This window comes from Psychrobacter sp. M4 (assembly GCF_055699795.1).
In genome coordinates, this window is sequence record NZ_CM146740.1 from 940700 (window position 1) to 955802 (window position 15103).

Below are 15103 nucleotides of genomic sequence, written 5' to 3' on the forward strand. Positions count from 1 at the left end.
TTTTTGTATTGACCTGACTATAAGTTATTACTTGGAACGCACGTAAATGGTCTTGCCTTCTTTGATCGTTGTCGTAACTTTGATATCACGGATTTTATCGGGATCGACCGTTAAGGGATTGGCGTCGAGAATAACTAAATCAGCTAGTTTACCAGGCGTAAGCGAGCCTTTGCTGTCCTCTTCATAATACTCATAAGCGGCATTAGAGGTGATAGCTTTGAGCGCCTGGTAAGGGGTCGCGCGCTCGTCCTTACCAATGATTTTGCCCGAGCGCGAAGTGCGATTGACCGCTGTCCACATGGTAAATAAAGGATCTAAAGGGGTTACTGTATCGTCTGAATGGTTGGTATAAATAATACCCATATCATCGGCGGTGGCGATAGGGCTTAAGAAGTTAGCGCGCGCCTCGCCTAAGTTTTTGACGTGTACATCACCCCAAAAGTAGGCATGATTGGTAAAAAATGATGGCACCATCTTATACTTTTTAAACGCCTCTAGCTGATCAGGGCGCGCAAACTGGGCATGTACTGGCACGGTGCGGCGATCTTTGTCAGCGGCTTGTCCGGTTTGCTCAACCGCATACTCGTGCGCTTCAATAATCATGTCGGTTGACGCATCGCCGTTGTTATGAATAAAGAGCTGATTGTCGCGCGCGTAGGCTTTAACGAACATCTCGTTAAGCGTCTCTTGACTAAGGCTTGGGATACCGCGGCAGTCGCTTTCGCAGTCAGCTACTGGTGTCAGATAAGGCTCGGTAAAATAAGCGGTTTTACCTTGCGGTGAGCCATCAGCGATAATCTTAGTGCCTTGGACTTTAAAGCCGTTTTGATAAGTTCTCCATCTAAAATCTTTATCCGCCAAATTCTCATCTAGATCACTAACTCCTGCCAGCGCCACCAGATCAATCTTTAGCTTGCCAGCATCTGCTTGGGATTGGAAAAACTTAATAGCATCACGGCTGGTTGAACCATCTTGCGCGGTAGTCACACCGTTACTGGCATAGTAGTCTTGAGTTTGCTCAAAAAACTCCGCTTGCTTGGGTTCTAGCACTTCAAGCATGCGCCGTACAAAGGGATACATGGCGGTCTCTTGCACCAAGCCTGTTGGCTCATCAGACCCTTTGACGCGAGCGATATTGCCGCCCTCAGGTGCTTTGCTGTCAGCATTAACGCCAAGCTCAGCTAGGGCATTTGAGTTGGCAACACCCATATGACCGCTGGCATGTTGCAGATAAACTAAATTGTTGGGCAGTACTTTATCAATATCTTCTTTGGTTGGATGACGATCCTCACTCAGCTGACTCTCATCATAACCCCAGCCAAATATCCATTCGCCATCAGCGATGTTATTATCCTCTTTATAGCTCTTTAGCGTTTGTAGCATTTTATTAATACTATCGACGTTACCGACAGGCGGCGGGTTGAGGTCCACTTGGCCCATGGTGTTCGATACCATGCCGAAATGACTGTGCGGATCGATAAAACTTGGTAGCAAGGTTTGATTCTTTAGATCCACAGCTGCTGCATTGCTATACTTTGAGCGTGCCTCGCCCAAACTACCAACGTAAGCAATTTTGCCAGCCTGAGTAACTAATGCTTCAACCATCTCTGGCTGATTGCCTGTCATAGTGATGATATCGCCATTGTAATAAACCCTCGCTTGAGATGCCGACGTTTGTGCTAGTGGGTCAGCTGCACTTTGATTAACATTTTGATTGGTAGTACAGCCTATAATAGTCATGATTCCAAAGCTCAGTAACGCAGGCTTTAATAAAGTGTCAATGGTCATCAACTCATCCTTGTAAGTAATTAGTATAGTTGGATTATAGTAACAAACTATCTGATTGATGGTTGCGGGTATTATTTATTCATTTGTCACATAAGATGCCATGTATAGAAGTGTCATGTATAGAAGTGCTATTCACTACGGTACTATTTTTTAGATCTTTAGAGTATTTTTAGGTATTTAGAGTACTGTAAACTCATTTTAAAAAAAATAAGAAATCTATGAAAAAAACAGCTATAAAAAAACTACTGTTAGCCGGAGGCGGTCATGCCCACATCGGTTTACTACGGCGTCTGCCTACTAATCGCCAAACCGGTACGGATATTACTTTAATTAGTGAGCAGCCTTATTCTATTTACTCTGGCATGCTGCCTGGATGGATGGCAGGGCATTATGATCTAGCTGAGATTAGTATTGATATTAAGGCACTGTGCCAAAAAGCTAAAGTCCGCTTCGTGCCAGCCTGTGTAGGGCAGGTGATAGCAGATGCCAATAAGCTTGTAACCACTGATAAACAAAGCTTTGATTATGATCTGTTGTCTCTCAATACAGGCGCGGATACGGCTATGCAGTGGTTAAATGGCGATGTAGATCATACCGATACGGTAGTGCCGATTCGCCCATTACATCATTTTGTCGAGCGCTGGCAGCAAATTCTCATTGACGCTCAGCAACCAGAAGCTTATCGACTTGCTGTTGTTGGGGCTGGAGCTGCGGCAACAGAACTAGTCATGGCGGCCAAATTCGCTCTACAAAGCATCAATAGTAACCATAAGATATCGCTAGTTTGTGGAGATGAGCTGCTCGCTGACTTCGACAAAAATTTTAAGCGCCGCGTTATCAAACAGCTTGATCGGCATAATATCGAAATCATTTACGCGCGCGCTAAAGGTTACTCTGAAGGTCGACTGCTAACTACAGCGCAATCATTAAACGCCGACGCGGTCATTGCCGCAACGGGTGTTACAGGCGCAGCTTGGACTAGAGATACCGATATTAAAACCGTAGAAGATGGTTTTATAGCGGTAAATAGCGCGCAGCAGAGTGTCTCACATCCTAATGTATTTGCCGTCGGTGATACCTCAACGCGCGTTGACAAGGTTGTTGCACACTCAGGCGTACATGCGGTGTTTGGGGGTAGGGTGGAGGCGGATAATTTATTAGCCTATTTGAATAATGCGCCACTGCAAGACTATCAGCCCAAAAAGCGTACTTTATATTTGCTGTCCTGTGGTGATAAATACGCCATTGGTAGCTGGGGCAGGTATAGTTTGCAAGGCCGCTGGGTGTGGGAGCTAAAGCGCCAGATTGATAAACGCTTTGTCGAGGCGTCTTAATATGAAATAGTCGTCATATAAAATAGTCGTCCAACGCCTTGTTATTATTAATAATAGTTAGCCTTAAATAAGGTATGATGGCTTAGCTGTATTTTATGAGCAAAAATAAACATACCATTGATTCAGGCGGAATTCATTTAATGTCATTACCCAATATCTCACTTAGTCTCTCATCAGTTAGGTTGACACTTGCCGCCTCTATATTGCTATCGAGCGCCGCGTACGCTGACTTTAATCATAGTAGCTGGGATAGCTTGTTGAATAAACATGTCACCATGACCAATGGCGGCAAAGCCTCTGTAGTGGATTATGCAGGCATGCAGACCGATCAAGCCAAGCTCAAAGGTTATTTGAATGCGGCGGGTAAAATCAGTCAGTCAGAATTTAATAGCTGGAGCAAAAATGAGCAATTGGCATTTTTAATTAATGTCTATAACGCTGGTACCGTAGATTTGGTGTTGACCAAGTACCCCAATGTTAAATCAATTAAAGACATCGGTGGTCTGTTTGGCTCGCCGTGGAAGCAAGAGTTTGTGCCGTTACTGGGCAAAACAAGGTCGCTTGATGATATCGAACATAACCTCATTCGCGGCTCCAAGCGCTACAACGATCCGCGCATCCACTTTGCGGTCAACTGCGCTAGCATCGGCTGTCCTGCGCTGCTAGATGACGCCTTTATGGGCAAGGGTTTGGACCATCAGCTTGAGGGGGCTACCGTTAACTTTTTGGCAGATCGTAGTCGCAATCGCCTCAAAGGCAATACGCTTACCGTATCGCCTATTTTTAAATGGTACACAGAGGACTTTACATCAGGCTGGCGCGGCAGTAATGACGTCGCAGGGTTTTTGGGTCACTATAACCAAGCCTTAGGTCTAAATAAAGCACAAACTACGGCACTAAAAGACGGCAAGATAAATATTGACTATACAAACTATGATTGGAAGTTAAATAAAAAATAATAAAGTTCCATACCTTGATAGCTTTTAAGAATAAAGTAAAAAATTTAACATTAAACCGCCTCTATTTATTTGATAAAAGAATTACTATACTATGAAGCAGCGCAACTAAAACCATTTAGTTAAATTAGATCAATATTATTCAAGGATGAAGCAGATGTTGCACAATAAGTTTAATCAGTCAAAATCTTTTCTATTATTATCAGCCTTGCTAAGTACTATTTTAGCGCTTGGCGCTTGTTCTTCTCCAAGCTCAGAGACAGAGACGGCTGATGCGGATACCACGGCTCCTGAAGCAATGAGCAATACAGAGACTCCAAACTCTAGCGGTCAACTTGAAACTAAATTTGTAACCATAGCAACGGGCGGTGCCTCTGGTCCCTACAATATCATCGGTACAGCGTTGTCTGAGGTTTATGCCAATACCTTTGGCGTCAATTCAAAAACCCAAACCACCGGCGCATCTGTCGAAAACGTAAATCTGCTAACCCAAGGTAAAGTGGATATGGTGCTGGCGCTTAGCGATGTAGTCACTGATGCTGTCGCTGGTGAAAACAACTTTGATCAGCCTATAAGTAATATTCAACAAATTGCCGTACTGTATCCTAATGTGGTGCAAGTGGTGACCACGCAAGATTCTGGTATCAAAAACATCGAAGATCTGCGCGGTAAACGTATTGCGGTTGGTGATCAAGGATCTGGAACTGAGGTTAATGCTCGCACGCTATTAGAAGGGTTTGGCATCACTTATGATGATATTGATGTCGATTATTTGGGTTTTGCTGAGGCTGCTGATGCGATGAAAGCGGGTAAGATCGAAGCGGCGTTCTTTAGTAGTGGTCTGCCTAATTCATCACTGATGGAATTAGAGCAGGGCTTAGATTTGCAATTGGTCGCCATTGATCAAAACAAGCTGAATGAGATTATTGCTAGCAAACCTTATTTTAAGACCTTTGAGATTCCAGCGGGTACTTATGGCAATGACGCCGCTGTTCCAACCGCCGCTATTATGAATGCGTTATTGGTCCGCTCTGATTTATCTGAAGACGATGGTTATAAGCTGACCAAGGCTTTATTTGAAAACCTAGATGGTTTAAAAACCGCGCACCAAGCAGCTAATGATATCAGCGTAGAGACTGCCAGTGAGGGCATGGTAGCGCCTATCCATCCGGGCGCGCAAAAGTACTATGACGAACAAGTGGTTCAATAAAGGTTGCGCCAACGATTTGGTGTAGCACTTCCTAGCTTAGTATTGTTTGCTGCACTGGTTTTTTTAGCATTATGGGTACTCTTTGCTCGCCAACCTGTCATTGAAGTACGTATTAATAGTGGCGATAGGTTCGCTGCTACTAGCGCTGAAACTAATAAAGTTGGTGATAAAGTCTGTTATTTTACTGAAGCCAACTTTCAGCTGCGCTGGATGCATTCGGTAGAAAAACAGTGGTGGGAGGAGCAGTACCAGCGCGCAGGTGATGAATTACTTCTCACCACTACTTATTTTGAAGCTTTTGGCGCTGGTACGCCATCAACCGAAGTACTTGCGCCTGTTCAAAAACCGGGCTATGTTGGCTATCAGATTAACGAGAAATTGCCGCAGCTGAACTGGGTAGTATCAAGGCTCACCAAGGGCGAGATTGACTATGGCGACTATCGAATTTTGATTCATAGATGGGTACCAGACTATTCAGAAGTGGTTATCGTGCCCAAAGCTTATAGTTTACTGGATAGATTTAACAAGGATTTTTGCCATGAGCTCGCAAGTGATCAAGCCTAATAGTACTAACGCGCCTATACATGCCGACAATCATGCCGAAGACGAGGTTCAAACTGAGCTTGAGGTGCAAGCTCATAACCAAGCTATATTAGAAAAATACGACCGCGAGTCTATTACTCGTCAAATCACCCAAGGCCCAGTCAGATATTTTATCGCTGGGCTTTGTATTTTATACTCCCTTTTTCATTTATACATCACCTTTAATCCTATGCCCGCCCTGCTGCAGCGCTCTGTACATGTCGGCGTTGGATTTGCATTAATATTTTTGATTTTTCCCGCCAGTAAAAAAAGCAGTCGTCAGAAAATAGCTTGGTATGATTGGATTTGGTTTGTGCTGTCGTTATCTGGTATGAGCTATCTGATATACGAGTATCAAGATATCGTGACCTCACGTGGCGGTATGGCAAATCAGATGGATATCATATTTTCTATCATTACTGTAGTCTGTGTGCTTGAGGGTAGTCGACGGATTACGGGCTGGATTCTGCCGATATTGGCAGGTATATTTTTAGCTTACCCTTTTGTTAGTCATCTAGACTTTATGCCGGATCGGCTGCTAACGCGGCCTTATGATATGGGTGATATTTTTGGTCAACTGTTTTTAAAAACCGAAGGCCTGTATTCTGTCGCGATTGGGGCCTCGGTAACGTTTATCTTTTTGTTTATTTTGTTTGGGGCGTTTTTAGCACGCTCGGGTATGGGACAGCTATTCAATGATTTAGCACTAGCGCTGGCAGGGGATAAAAAAGGCGGGCCTGCTAAGGTTGCGGTTATCTCCAGCGGCTTTATGGGTAGTATTAATGGCTCTGCCTTATCAAATGTGGTTAGTACTGGCGCTTTTACCATTCCGTTGATGAAGAAGGTTGGCTACCACAAAGATTTTGCGGGTGCAGTAGAGGCCAGTGCGTCCGTTGGCGGGCAAATATTGCCGCCAATCATGGGCGCTAGTGCCTTTATTATGGCAGAGACTACAGGGTTACCTTATAGTACGATTGCTTTTGCTGCTTTGTTGCCAGCAGTACTTTATTATCTTGGCGTTATCGCGCAAGTGCATTTTCGTGCCGGACGTCGCGACTTAAAAGGTATGGCTAAAGAGAGCTTACCGCAAGTCAAAGAGGTGTTAAAAGCGCGCGGTCATATGTTATTGCCGATTGTATTTTTAATTTACTTATTAATCCAAAACGTACCCGTAGGTTATGCCGCTGCTTATACTATTGGTTTTACCGTGGTGATTAGTATGCTGCGTAAAGAGACGCGTATGGGCGTTAAAGATATTCTAGGCGCTTTAGAAGATGGTGCGAAGCAGTCGCTGGCGGTGATGGCCGCTTGTGCGGTAGTCGGCGTGATTATTGGGGTGGTGAGTCTGACCAGCTTTGGTACCGTGATGACTTCATCGATTGTGACTTTAGGAGCAGGGTCATTATTCCTAACCTTAATCTTAACCATGCTGGCGTCTATGGTACTCGGTATGGGACTGCCGTCTATCCCTGCTTATATCATTACCGCAACCATGGCAGCTCCAGCTTTGGCAGGGTTTGATATTCCTATTTTGTCAGCGCATATGTTTGTTTTTTACTTCGGTATCTTTGCTAATATTACTCCACCAGTCTGTTTAGCGGCTTTTGCAGGGGCCGGTATATCCGGTGGCGATCCAATGAAGACTGGGTTTTTATCGCTGAAATTGGCTTTAGCCGGATTTATCGTGCCCTTTATGTTTATCTATAATCCGACCATGCTCATGATAGATCCGGTAGGTTTAGCGGTTACGGCCAAAGACTTCCCTTTGCCACCACTAATGGATATCGCTACCGTGGTAGTCACCTCTATTACTGGCGTTATCGCCTTAGGGGCAGCACTAGAGGGTTTCTTTAGAGGCGCTATGAACCCGCTAACTCGCGTTATATTAGCGATTGGCGCGCTGCTACTCATTTATCCAGAGCTGACCACAGGATTGATCGGCGGGATTATCGTATTGATTGTCGCAGTTTGGAACATAAAAACGAGTAAGAAAGCATCCGCGCCGCTGAATGCTTAGAGAATAACACGTTCAAAAGCAACAGGTTAAAATCGTGTGTGGTTTTGCCAAAGGGATAAGGCTCTATAGTCTCAGTAAACCTGATTTATAGAGTAGCTTGCTAAATAAGCCTAGCTGATAACGCGCTATTAACGCTTATGTAACTCTCTTATACAACCCTTGAGCGAGCGCTTTGGCTACCATCGTCTGGCTTTGCACAAAGCCTTCGTACTTAGGCAGCTCATCCTCTATATCTTCTACGCGGCGATTATAGAACAGATGCATGGTCGGCTCAGGTAGGGCGGCGATATCTGGGTAGTTGTCCGTCGGTATTAATAAAAGGTTGCCAGCCACTGCCATCTCTATACTAGGTTTGTGACAATATTTACAAAGGCCGCGACTAATATTTGGCGGCAGTTTCCAGCGCCGAAAATGGGTTTTATTTATGTTGAGTTCGCTGACATCTGACTTAAGCAAAACTGTCACATCATTATAAGCTTTTCCCGTATAGTCCTGACAAATTGTACAGTGGCAGATAAAACGAGCAACAGGGGTATGGTTGATCGTATAGGTATTGCTATAACAGGAGCAAGAGCCTTCTTGCGAGGTGAAGTTGTCGCTCATGGGTAAATCCTTTTTAATAAGAAGTAAGAGAAGTATTGGTTTATTATATTCGCCTGACTCTCAACTTAGTATAAACCATCGTAGGCTGTGGCTTTAGCCCAGCAATTTTCTTTCGCAGAGTTATAGTGCTGGGCTAAAGCCACAGCCTACGCAAATAATCTTAAATAGTTGAAAGCGAAGTTCTATGTAAAATATAGCACTAGCTGACTAGTATAATTCAGTAAAACGGTAGAAGTATAAAAAAAGAGACCTTAGTAGGTCTCCTTTTTGTTCATCACTATCAAATACTTAACAACCAAGCTTACCTTCTGCCTCAAGTGCCTTTTTGCTACGAATAGGTGCAGGGCAATCCTCGCCGTAGTATTGGCGATCAGCAAAGTAGCTTGAGCGTACCATGGGACCGGCCCAAATACTAAAGAAGCCTATCTTTTTACCATAATCCATATAACGCTGAAACTCGTCTGGATGCACATAACGATCAACTGGCGCATGATTTTTGCTAGGTTGTAAGTACTGGCCGATCGTAATCATATCGACATTATGCGCTTTTAAATCATCGAGCAGGGCATAAATCTCTTCTTCTGTCTCACCAAGGCCAACCATAAAACCACACTTAGTAGCGATATCAGGGCGACGCTCTTTATAGAGCTTGAGCAAGTCTAGCGAGTGCTGATAATCAGAGCCGGGACGGAAGGCTTTGTACAGACGCGGAACCGTTTCAATATTATGGTTAAAGACGTCAGGCGGCGTCTCGGTCAATAAATCTAGCGCGATATCCATACGACCACGGAAATCTGGCACTAATATCTCAATCAAACAGTTCGGACTAAGGGCACGCGACTCATTCAAAACTTCAACGAAATGTGCCGCACCGCCATCCTTGAGATCGTCACGATCCACCGAGGTGATGACCGCATATTTAAGACCTAAGCCTTGAATAGTCTCGGCAGTATGACGCGGCTCATCCTTATCCAACTCATTCGGACGACCATGACCGACGTCGCAGAACGGACAGCGACGGGTACAGATATCACCCATAATCATAAAGGTCGCCGTACCATCAGCGAAGCACTGCGGCAGGTTAGGGCAAGCGGCTTCTTCACAGACGGTATAGAGCTTTTGCTCACGCAAGGTGGCTTTGATACGCGCCACCTCGCTAGGCGATGACATCTTAACCCGAATCCAATCTGGCTTTTTCTTGGCCTCGACTGTCGGGATTACCTTAATTGGGATACGCGCAACTTTATCGTAGCCGCGTAGCTTTTCGCCCTGAATGGCTTTTTTAGGTTTGACCTTAGCAGCAGGCACATGTGTTTGTACAGCAGTTGTCATAATTAAATTATCTCTTAACCCTTTGTAGTATAAGGGTTTATGGAATTATTAAAATGTTTTATGAGTTGAGATATTATAGCAGAAATTTAGGCGTTAATTTTCAATGAATACTGTCTAACTGACCTTATTAAGACTACTACGATTGGTCTGATTACCATAGTTTTAAATATCTATGTCAATGTCCAACTCATTCAGTATTTCTATAGCAGCACGAAACGCTTCTTGGGTGGCAGGTGCACCGCAGTATGGCAAGCTATGCATTAATACTTCTCGAATCTCAGCGACACTGGCACCGTTATTAATGGCACCTCGGATATGACCTTTTAGCTCAGTTGGGCTTTTTTGCGCAATCAAAAAGGCGATGGTGATTAAGGAGCGGTATTTGCGCGGTAATACTGAATCATCTTGCCATGTACTGCCCCAAGCGTTTTCAATGATCCAATCTTGTAACGGTTGGGTAAATCCTGTTGCGTTATCAAGCGAGCGTTTGACATGTGCCTCGCCCATGACTTCAGTACGAACCTTGAGACCGTTTTGATAATTAGCGTTATTCTTCATCTCATTGTTTTTAATGTTGCTGTTTTCTATGTCGTGGTTTTCCATATCACTACTGTCCATATCGTCATCCCTAATACTTACTCATTTAGTATATGGCTAATAAAAGCTATTTTTTCAAGCGCTATTTTTCTAAGCGATGTTTTTCCAAACAATATTTGCAAGATGATATTTTATAAAATAATATCTTACAAAAGAGTATAGCAGTCGCACGGTATTTGTTTAACCATAAATCAAGATGTGTTTGACAAGAGTTATAAGCTGAATATGGGTTCTACAAAGGTAGTCAATCATATTATTGATGGTACTATTTTTATAATAAATGTCCAATATGGCCCTATTATGAGCCTTTTAAAGGCTGAACCATTAACATTTAGAGCGTTTTAAGCTATGATTGCACGGATAATTATTCCACCTAGTACATAGACGCAGGCTGTCATACTGACTACCCACGTAATGTGCTAATCCCCCAACTGACGAGGACGACTATTGTGTTAGAAGCTTATCGTAAACATGTCGAAGAACGTGCTGAGCTAGGAACTGTACCGCTACCACTAAATGAGAAACAAGTAGCAGAGTTGGTTGAACTATTAAAAAACCCACCAGCAGGCGAAGACGAGTTCTTGATGAACCTGCTAGAAAACCGTATTCCTGCTGGCGTTGACCAAGCTGCTTACGTTAAAGCTGCATTTTTAGCCGCTATCCTTAAGGGTGAAGCATCATCACCACTTATCAGCAAGCAAAAAGCCGTTGAAATCCTAGGCACAATGCAAGGTGGTTACAACGTGCAGCCATTGGTTGCTGCACTAGATGACGCTGATGTTGCACAAGACGCTGCTGAAGCGTTGAAAAAAACGCTACTGGTATTTGACGCATTCAATGACGTCACTGAAAAAGCCGAAGCTGGTAATGACATTGCAAAAGAAGTCGTGCAGTCTTGGGCTGACGCTGAATGGTTCCTAAACCGTGATGCTGTACCAGAAAAGACCACTTACACGACGTTTAAAGTGACTGGCGAAACCAACACTGATGATTTGTCTCCTGCGCAAGATGCGTGGAGCCGTCCTGATATCCCATTGCATTCATTAGCCATGCACAAAAACTCTCGCGACGGTATCACTGCTGACGAAGAGGGCGTTGTCGGTCCAATGAAGCAGATCGAAGCGCTAAAAGAAAAAGGCCATCCACTCGCTTATGTTGGTGACGTGGTTGGCACGGGTTCTAGCCGTAAGTCTGCGACCAACTCAGTACTGTGGCTGATGGGTGAAGATATTCCTAACGTGCCAAACAAACGTGGTGGCGGTTTAGTATTAGGTAACAACATCGCTCCTATCTTCTTCAATACTATGGAAGATTCTGGCGCATTACCAATCGAAAAAGTAGCGGTTGATAACCTAAACATGGGTGATGTGTTTGACATCTATCCGTACGAAGGCAAAATCACTAAGCATGACTCTGATGAAGTATTGTCAACGTTCAAGCTAAATTCACCAACATTGCTTGATGAAGTTCGTGCTGGTGGCCGTATTCCATTAATCGTTGGTCGTGGTTTGACTAATCGTGCTCGTGAGTACATGGGTCTTGGTCATTCAGACGTATTTGCTAAGCCAGAAGAGCCGGCTGATACTGGTAAAGGCTTTACCCTTGCACAAAAAATGGTTGGTAAAGCTTGTGGCCTGCAAGGCGTACGTCCGGGTATGTACTGTGAGCCGAAGATGACGACTGTAGGAAGTCAGGATACTACTGGTCCGATGACTCGTGATGAGCTAAAAGATTTGGCATGTTTGGGCTTCCAAGCAGACCTAGTGATGCAGTCATTCTGTCATACGGCTGCTTATCCAAAGCCAGTTGACGTTGAGACTCAGCACACTCTACCTGACTTCATCATGAACCGCGGCGGCGTCAGCTTACGTCCGGGCGATGGCATCATTCACTCGTGGTTGAACCGTATGCTACTTCCAGATACCGTTGGTACTGGTGGTGACTCGCATACTCGTTTCCCAATGGGTATCTCGTTCCCAGCTGGTTCTGGTCTGGTTGCATTCGCAGCAGCGACTGGTGTTATGCCACTTGATATGCCTGAATCTGTCCGTGTCCGCTTCGTTGGCGAACGTCAGCCTGGTATCACGCTACGTGACTTAGTCCACGCGATTCCTTATCAAGCGATTAAAGAAGGTTACTTGACTGTCGATAAGAAAGGCAAAATCAACGAGTTCAACGGCCGTATCCTTGAAATCGAAGGCTTAGAAGACCTAACGGCTGAGCAAGCGTTTGAACTATCTGATGCGTCAGCTGAGCGTAGTGCTGCTGGCTGTACCATCACATTGTCTGAAGATTCAGTGACTGAGTACCTAAACTCAAACATCACCCTTCTTAAGTGGATGATCTCAGAAGGTTATGGCGATGCACGTACTATCAGCCGTCGTATCGAGCAAATGCAAGAGTGGCTAGCGAACCCAAGCCTTATGCGTGCTGACGAAGATGCAGAATATGCCATCGACATGACTATTGATATGAGCACGATTAAAGAGCCGATTCTTTGCTGCCCGAATGATCCAGACGATGCAAAAACATTGGCTGACGTCGCCGGCGATACCATTGATGAAGTATTTATTGGTTCATGTATGACCAACATCGGTCATTTCCGTGCTGCAGGTAAACTGCTACAAGACGTACCAGCAGGTAGCCTCAAAACTCGTCTATGGATTGCGCCACCTACTAAGATGGATGCGCGTCAATTAATGGAAGAAGGTTATTACAACATCTACGCTCAAGCCGGCGCTCGTACTGAAATGCCTGGTTGTTCACTATGTATGGGTAACCAAGCACGTATCGCACCGAACTCTACTGCGGTATCGACTTCTACCCGTAACTTCCCGAACCGTCTAGGTCAAGGCGCTGATGTATATCTTGCTTCTGCAGAGCTTGCAGCAGTGGCAGCGGTACTTGGTAAATTGCCAACTAACGATGAATACCAGCAATACGCTGGCATGCTCAACAGCATGGGCGAAGAAGTGTATCAGTACATGAACTTCGACCGTATGGAAGAGTACACTGAAGAAGCGGATAAGATTAACGTTGCTCAGTTGACTTAATATTTGCTTTAAAGCTAGTTAATAAGATAAAAATAAACCCCGTATCGTCATAATGCGGGGTTTTATTGTTTTAATAGTTCAAGAATATTAATAAGTGTTTGCAAACTTTTATTGAGTAATTATAATCAAAAGCGTTCGCTTATTTTTAGTGAGCAACTTTGTTCTAAAAATTATCAATATGGAAATTAAAATATGCTTGATAAAGCGACGCCGCCACCCTTACCACAGAATACTCTCAATAATAATCATGCTGCAGAAGCAAACTACGGGATTATTGATTGGTTTAAAAAAGGCTTGAGAAACTATGTTAACTTCTCTGGTCGCGCTCGCCGTAAAGAATTTTGGTATTTTTTCTTAGTACACTTAGGTTTAACGATCCTTGCAATGACAGTAGATGCCATAATATTTAGTTCAGAAACAGGACTTTTCTATGTAGTCATCGCTCTTGGTCTTTTTTTGCCTAGTACCGCGGTTGGTATTCGTAGATTACATGATACCAGTCGTTCAGGATGGTGGTTTTTGATATCGTTTGTACCACTCATAGGCGGTATTATATTGTTAGTGTTTATGGCTGGCGATACCAAGCGTGAAACCAATCAATGGGGTCCGCCAGCAAAGTAAGCTTGAGATTATTATTTAATTTTAGATAATATTAAAAATACAGCCAAAACATATCATTTAAAATCAAAATATAGTGTTTAACTATTAAGAACCCAAAAACCCTTTATTAATAAACTTTTGCCAAAATAAAGGGTATTTTTAGGACTTACTTACCCTGATAAACTGGCTTACGCTTCTCCATAAACGCGCTAATACCTTCTTTAAAGTCATCGGTGACCGCCATCATGTTTTGCTGATCGACTTCCATATCGAGCGCTTCATTGAGTCCAGTAAATGCATGAACGTTCACCATATGTTTCATAGATGCCAGTGCTTTTCCGGGCAGATTGCTCAATCGCATGGCAAGCGCCTGTACTGTTGCATCTAGCTCGTCGCTACTGACCACATTATTGACCAAATTTAAACGTGCCATATCATCTGCTGTTATTTTATCGCCAAGCATAATCAGCTCAGTGGTTTTAGCCGCACCAATCAATTGATTCAATAAGTAAGTGCCTCCAGCGTCTGGAATTAAACCGATATTAACAAAGGCTTGCACGAATTTTGCATTGTCAGCGGCAATACGAAAATCACAAGTCAGCGCCAGATTCATTGCCGCTCCCGCGACCGCGCCTTCTAATTTAGCAATGATGGGCTTATGAATAGCACGCAGTTTTAAGCTCACTTCAGCGATTTCTTTTAACATAAAATCAATCTTGTTTGTTAACACGTCAGTTTCCATACCACCGTCAAGCATCTCACCGATATCGCCGCCGCTAGAGAAATTGTTGGCAGCGCCTTGTAACACGATTACTCGTACTTCCTTATCATCATCCGCTTTATTAAGCGCCTCCATCATCGCCACTTTCATTTTTGTACTAAAGGCGTTCAAGGTTTTTGGATTGTTCATGGTGATAATAGCGATGTGGCTATCAGTTTGGTATTCAACTAGATTTTTTGACATAGACTCAACTCTCATAAACGTTCAATTTGATACAAGCAATTAATAGTTACTATATCAGTCTAGGATG

At 43.9% G+C, this 15103-nt stretch carries 12 protein-coding genes; 7 read left to right on the plus strand and 5 right to left on the minus strand.

The window, feature by feature from the left end:
* Positions 1 to 27 precede the first annotated feature (27 nt).
* Positions 28 to 1788 carry an amidohydrolase gene (locus ACR63N_RS04055; protein ID WP_472782499.1) on the minus strand — a complete coding sequence of 587 codons (1761 nt, stop codon included), beginning with the start codon at positions 1786 to 1788 and terminating at the stop codon, positions 28 to 30.
* A gap of 218 nt (positions 1789 to 2006) precedes the next feature.
* On the opposite strand from ACR63N_RS04055, the gene ACR63N_RS04060 reads away from it, so the two are divergent.
* The 5 genes from ACR63N_RS04060 to ACR63N_RS04080 all read left to right on the plus strand — a co-directional run bounded on the left by ACR63N_RS04060 (position 2007) and on the right by ACR63N_RS04080 (position 7887).
* A complete protein-coding gene (locus ACR63N_RS04060; protein WP_472782500.1) occupies positions 2007 to 3122 on the plus strand; it encodes an FAD-dependent oxidoreductase in 1116 nt (371 codons plus the stop codon).
* A 95-nt stretch (positions 3123 to 3217) separates the two neighbouring features.
* Positions 3218 to 4081, plus strand: a complete 864-nt coding sequence (locus ACR63N_RS04065) for a DUF547 domain-containing protein (protein ID WP_367107158.1) — start codon at positions 3218 to 3220, stop codon at positions 4079 to 4081.
* A gap of 154 nt (positions 4082 to 4235) precedes the next feature.
* Positions 4236 to 5288 (plus strand): TAXI family TRAP transporter solute-binding subunit, encoded by a 1053-nt coding sequence (locus ACR63N_RS04070; protein WP_367103723.1) that lies wholly within the window; start codon positions 4236 to 4238, stop codon positions 5286 to 5288.
* A gap of 3 nt (positions 5289 to 5291) precedes the next feature.
* A complete protein-coding gene (locus ACR63N_RS04075) occupies positions 5292 to 5852 on the plus strand; it encodes a DUF1850 domain-containing protein (RefSeq protein WP_367107159.1) in 561 nt (186 codons plus the stop codon).
* Positions 5827 to 7887 carry a TRAP transporter permease gene (locus tag ACR63N_RS04080; RefSeq protein ID WP_367103721.1) on the plus strand — a complete coding sequence of 687 codons (2061 nt, stop codon included), beginning with the start codon at positions 5827 to 5829 and terminating at the stop codon, positions 7885 to 7887. The genes ACR63N_RS04075 and ACR63N_RS04080 overlap by 26 nt, the downstream gene beginning before the upstream one ends.
* Before the next feature lie 135 nt (positions 7888 to 8022).
* On the opposite strand, the gene ACR63N_RS04085 is transcribed toward ACR63N_RS04080, so the two are convergent.
* From ACR63N_RS04085 to ACR63N_RS04095, 3 genes are all read right to left on the minus strand, one after another.
* Entirely contained in the window at positions 8023 to 8490 is a 468-nt protein-coding gene (locus ACR63N_RS04085) for a GFA family protein (RefSeq protein ID WP_367107160.1), read from the minus strand.
* A gap of 288 nt (positions 8491 to 8778) precedes the next feature.
* Positions 8779 to 9822: a lipoyl synthase gene (gene lipA / locus ACR63N_RS04090; RefSeq protein WP_367103719.1), complete on the minus strand. Its 1044-nt coding sequence runs from the start codon at positions 9820 to 9822 to the stop codon at positions 8779 to 8781.
* 162 nt (positions 9823 to 9984) lie between these two features.
* Positions 9985 to 10380, minus strand: coding sequence for a carboxymuconolactone decarboxylase family protein (locus tag ACR63N_RS04095; RefSeq protein WP_367107201.1), 396 nt, complete (start codon positions 10378 to 10380; stop codon positions 9985 to 9987).
* Positions 10381 to 10868: 488 nt separating this feature from the next.
* On the opposite strand from ACR63N_RS04095, the gene acnB reads away from it, so the two are divergent.
* Positions 10869 to 13472 (plus strand): bifunctional aconitate hydratase 2/2-methylisocitrate dehydratase, encoded by a 2604-nt coding sequence (gene acnB, locus ACR63N_RS04100; RefSeq protein WP_367107161.1) that lies wholly within the window; start codon positions 10869 to 10871, stop codon positions 13470 to 13472.
* A 192-nt stretch (positions 13473 to 13664) separates the two neighbouring features.
* On the plus strand, positions 13665 to 14093 hold the full coding sequence (locus ACR63N_RS04105; protein WP_367107162.1) for a DUF805 domain-containing protein: 429 nt from the start codon (positions 13665 to 13667) through the stop codon (positions 14091 to 14093).
* 145 nt (positions 14094 to 14238) lie between these two features.
* Here the strand turns inward: ACR63N_RS04105 and ACR63N_RS04110 are convergent, their stop codons facing one another.
* Positions 14239 to 15036 (minus strand): enoyl-CoA hydratase/isomerase family protein, encoded by a 798-nt coding sequence (locus tag ACR63N_RS04110; RefSeq protein WP_367107163.1) that lies wholly within the window; start codon positions 15034 to 15036, stop codon positions 14239 to 14241.
* Positions 15037 to 15103: the final 67 nt, after the last annotated feature.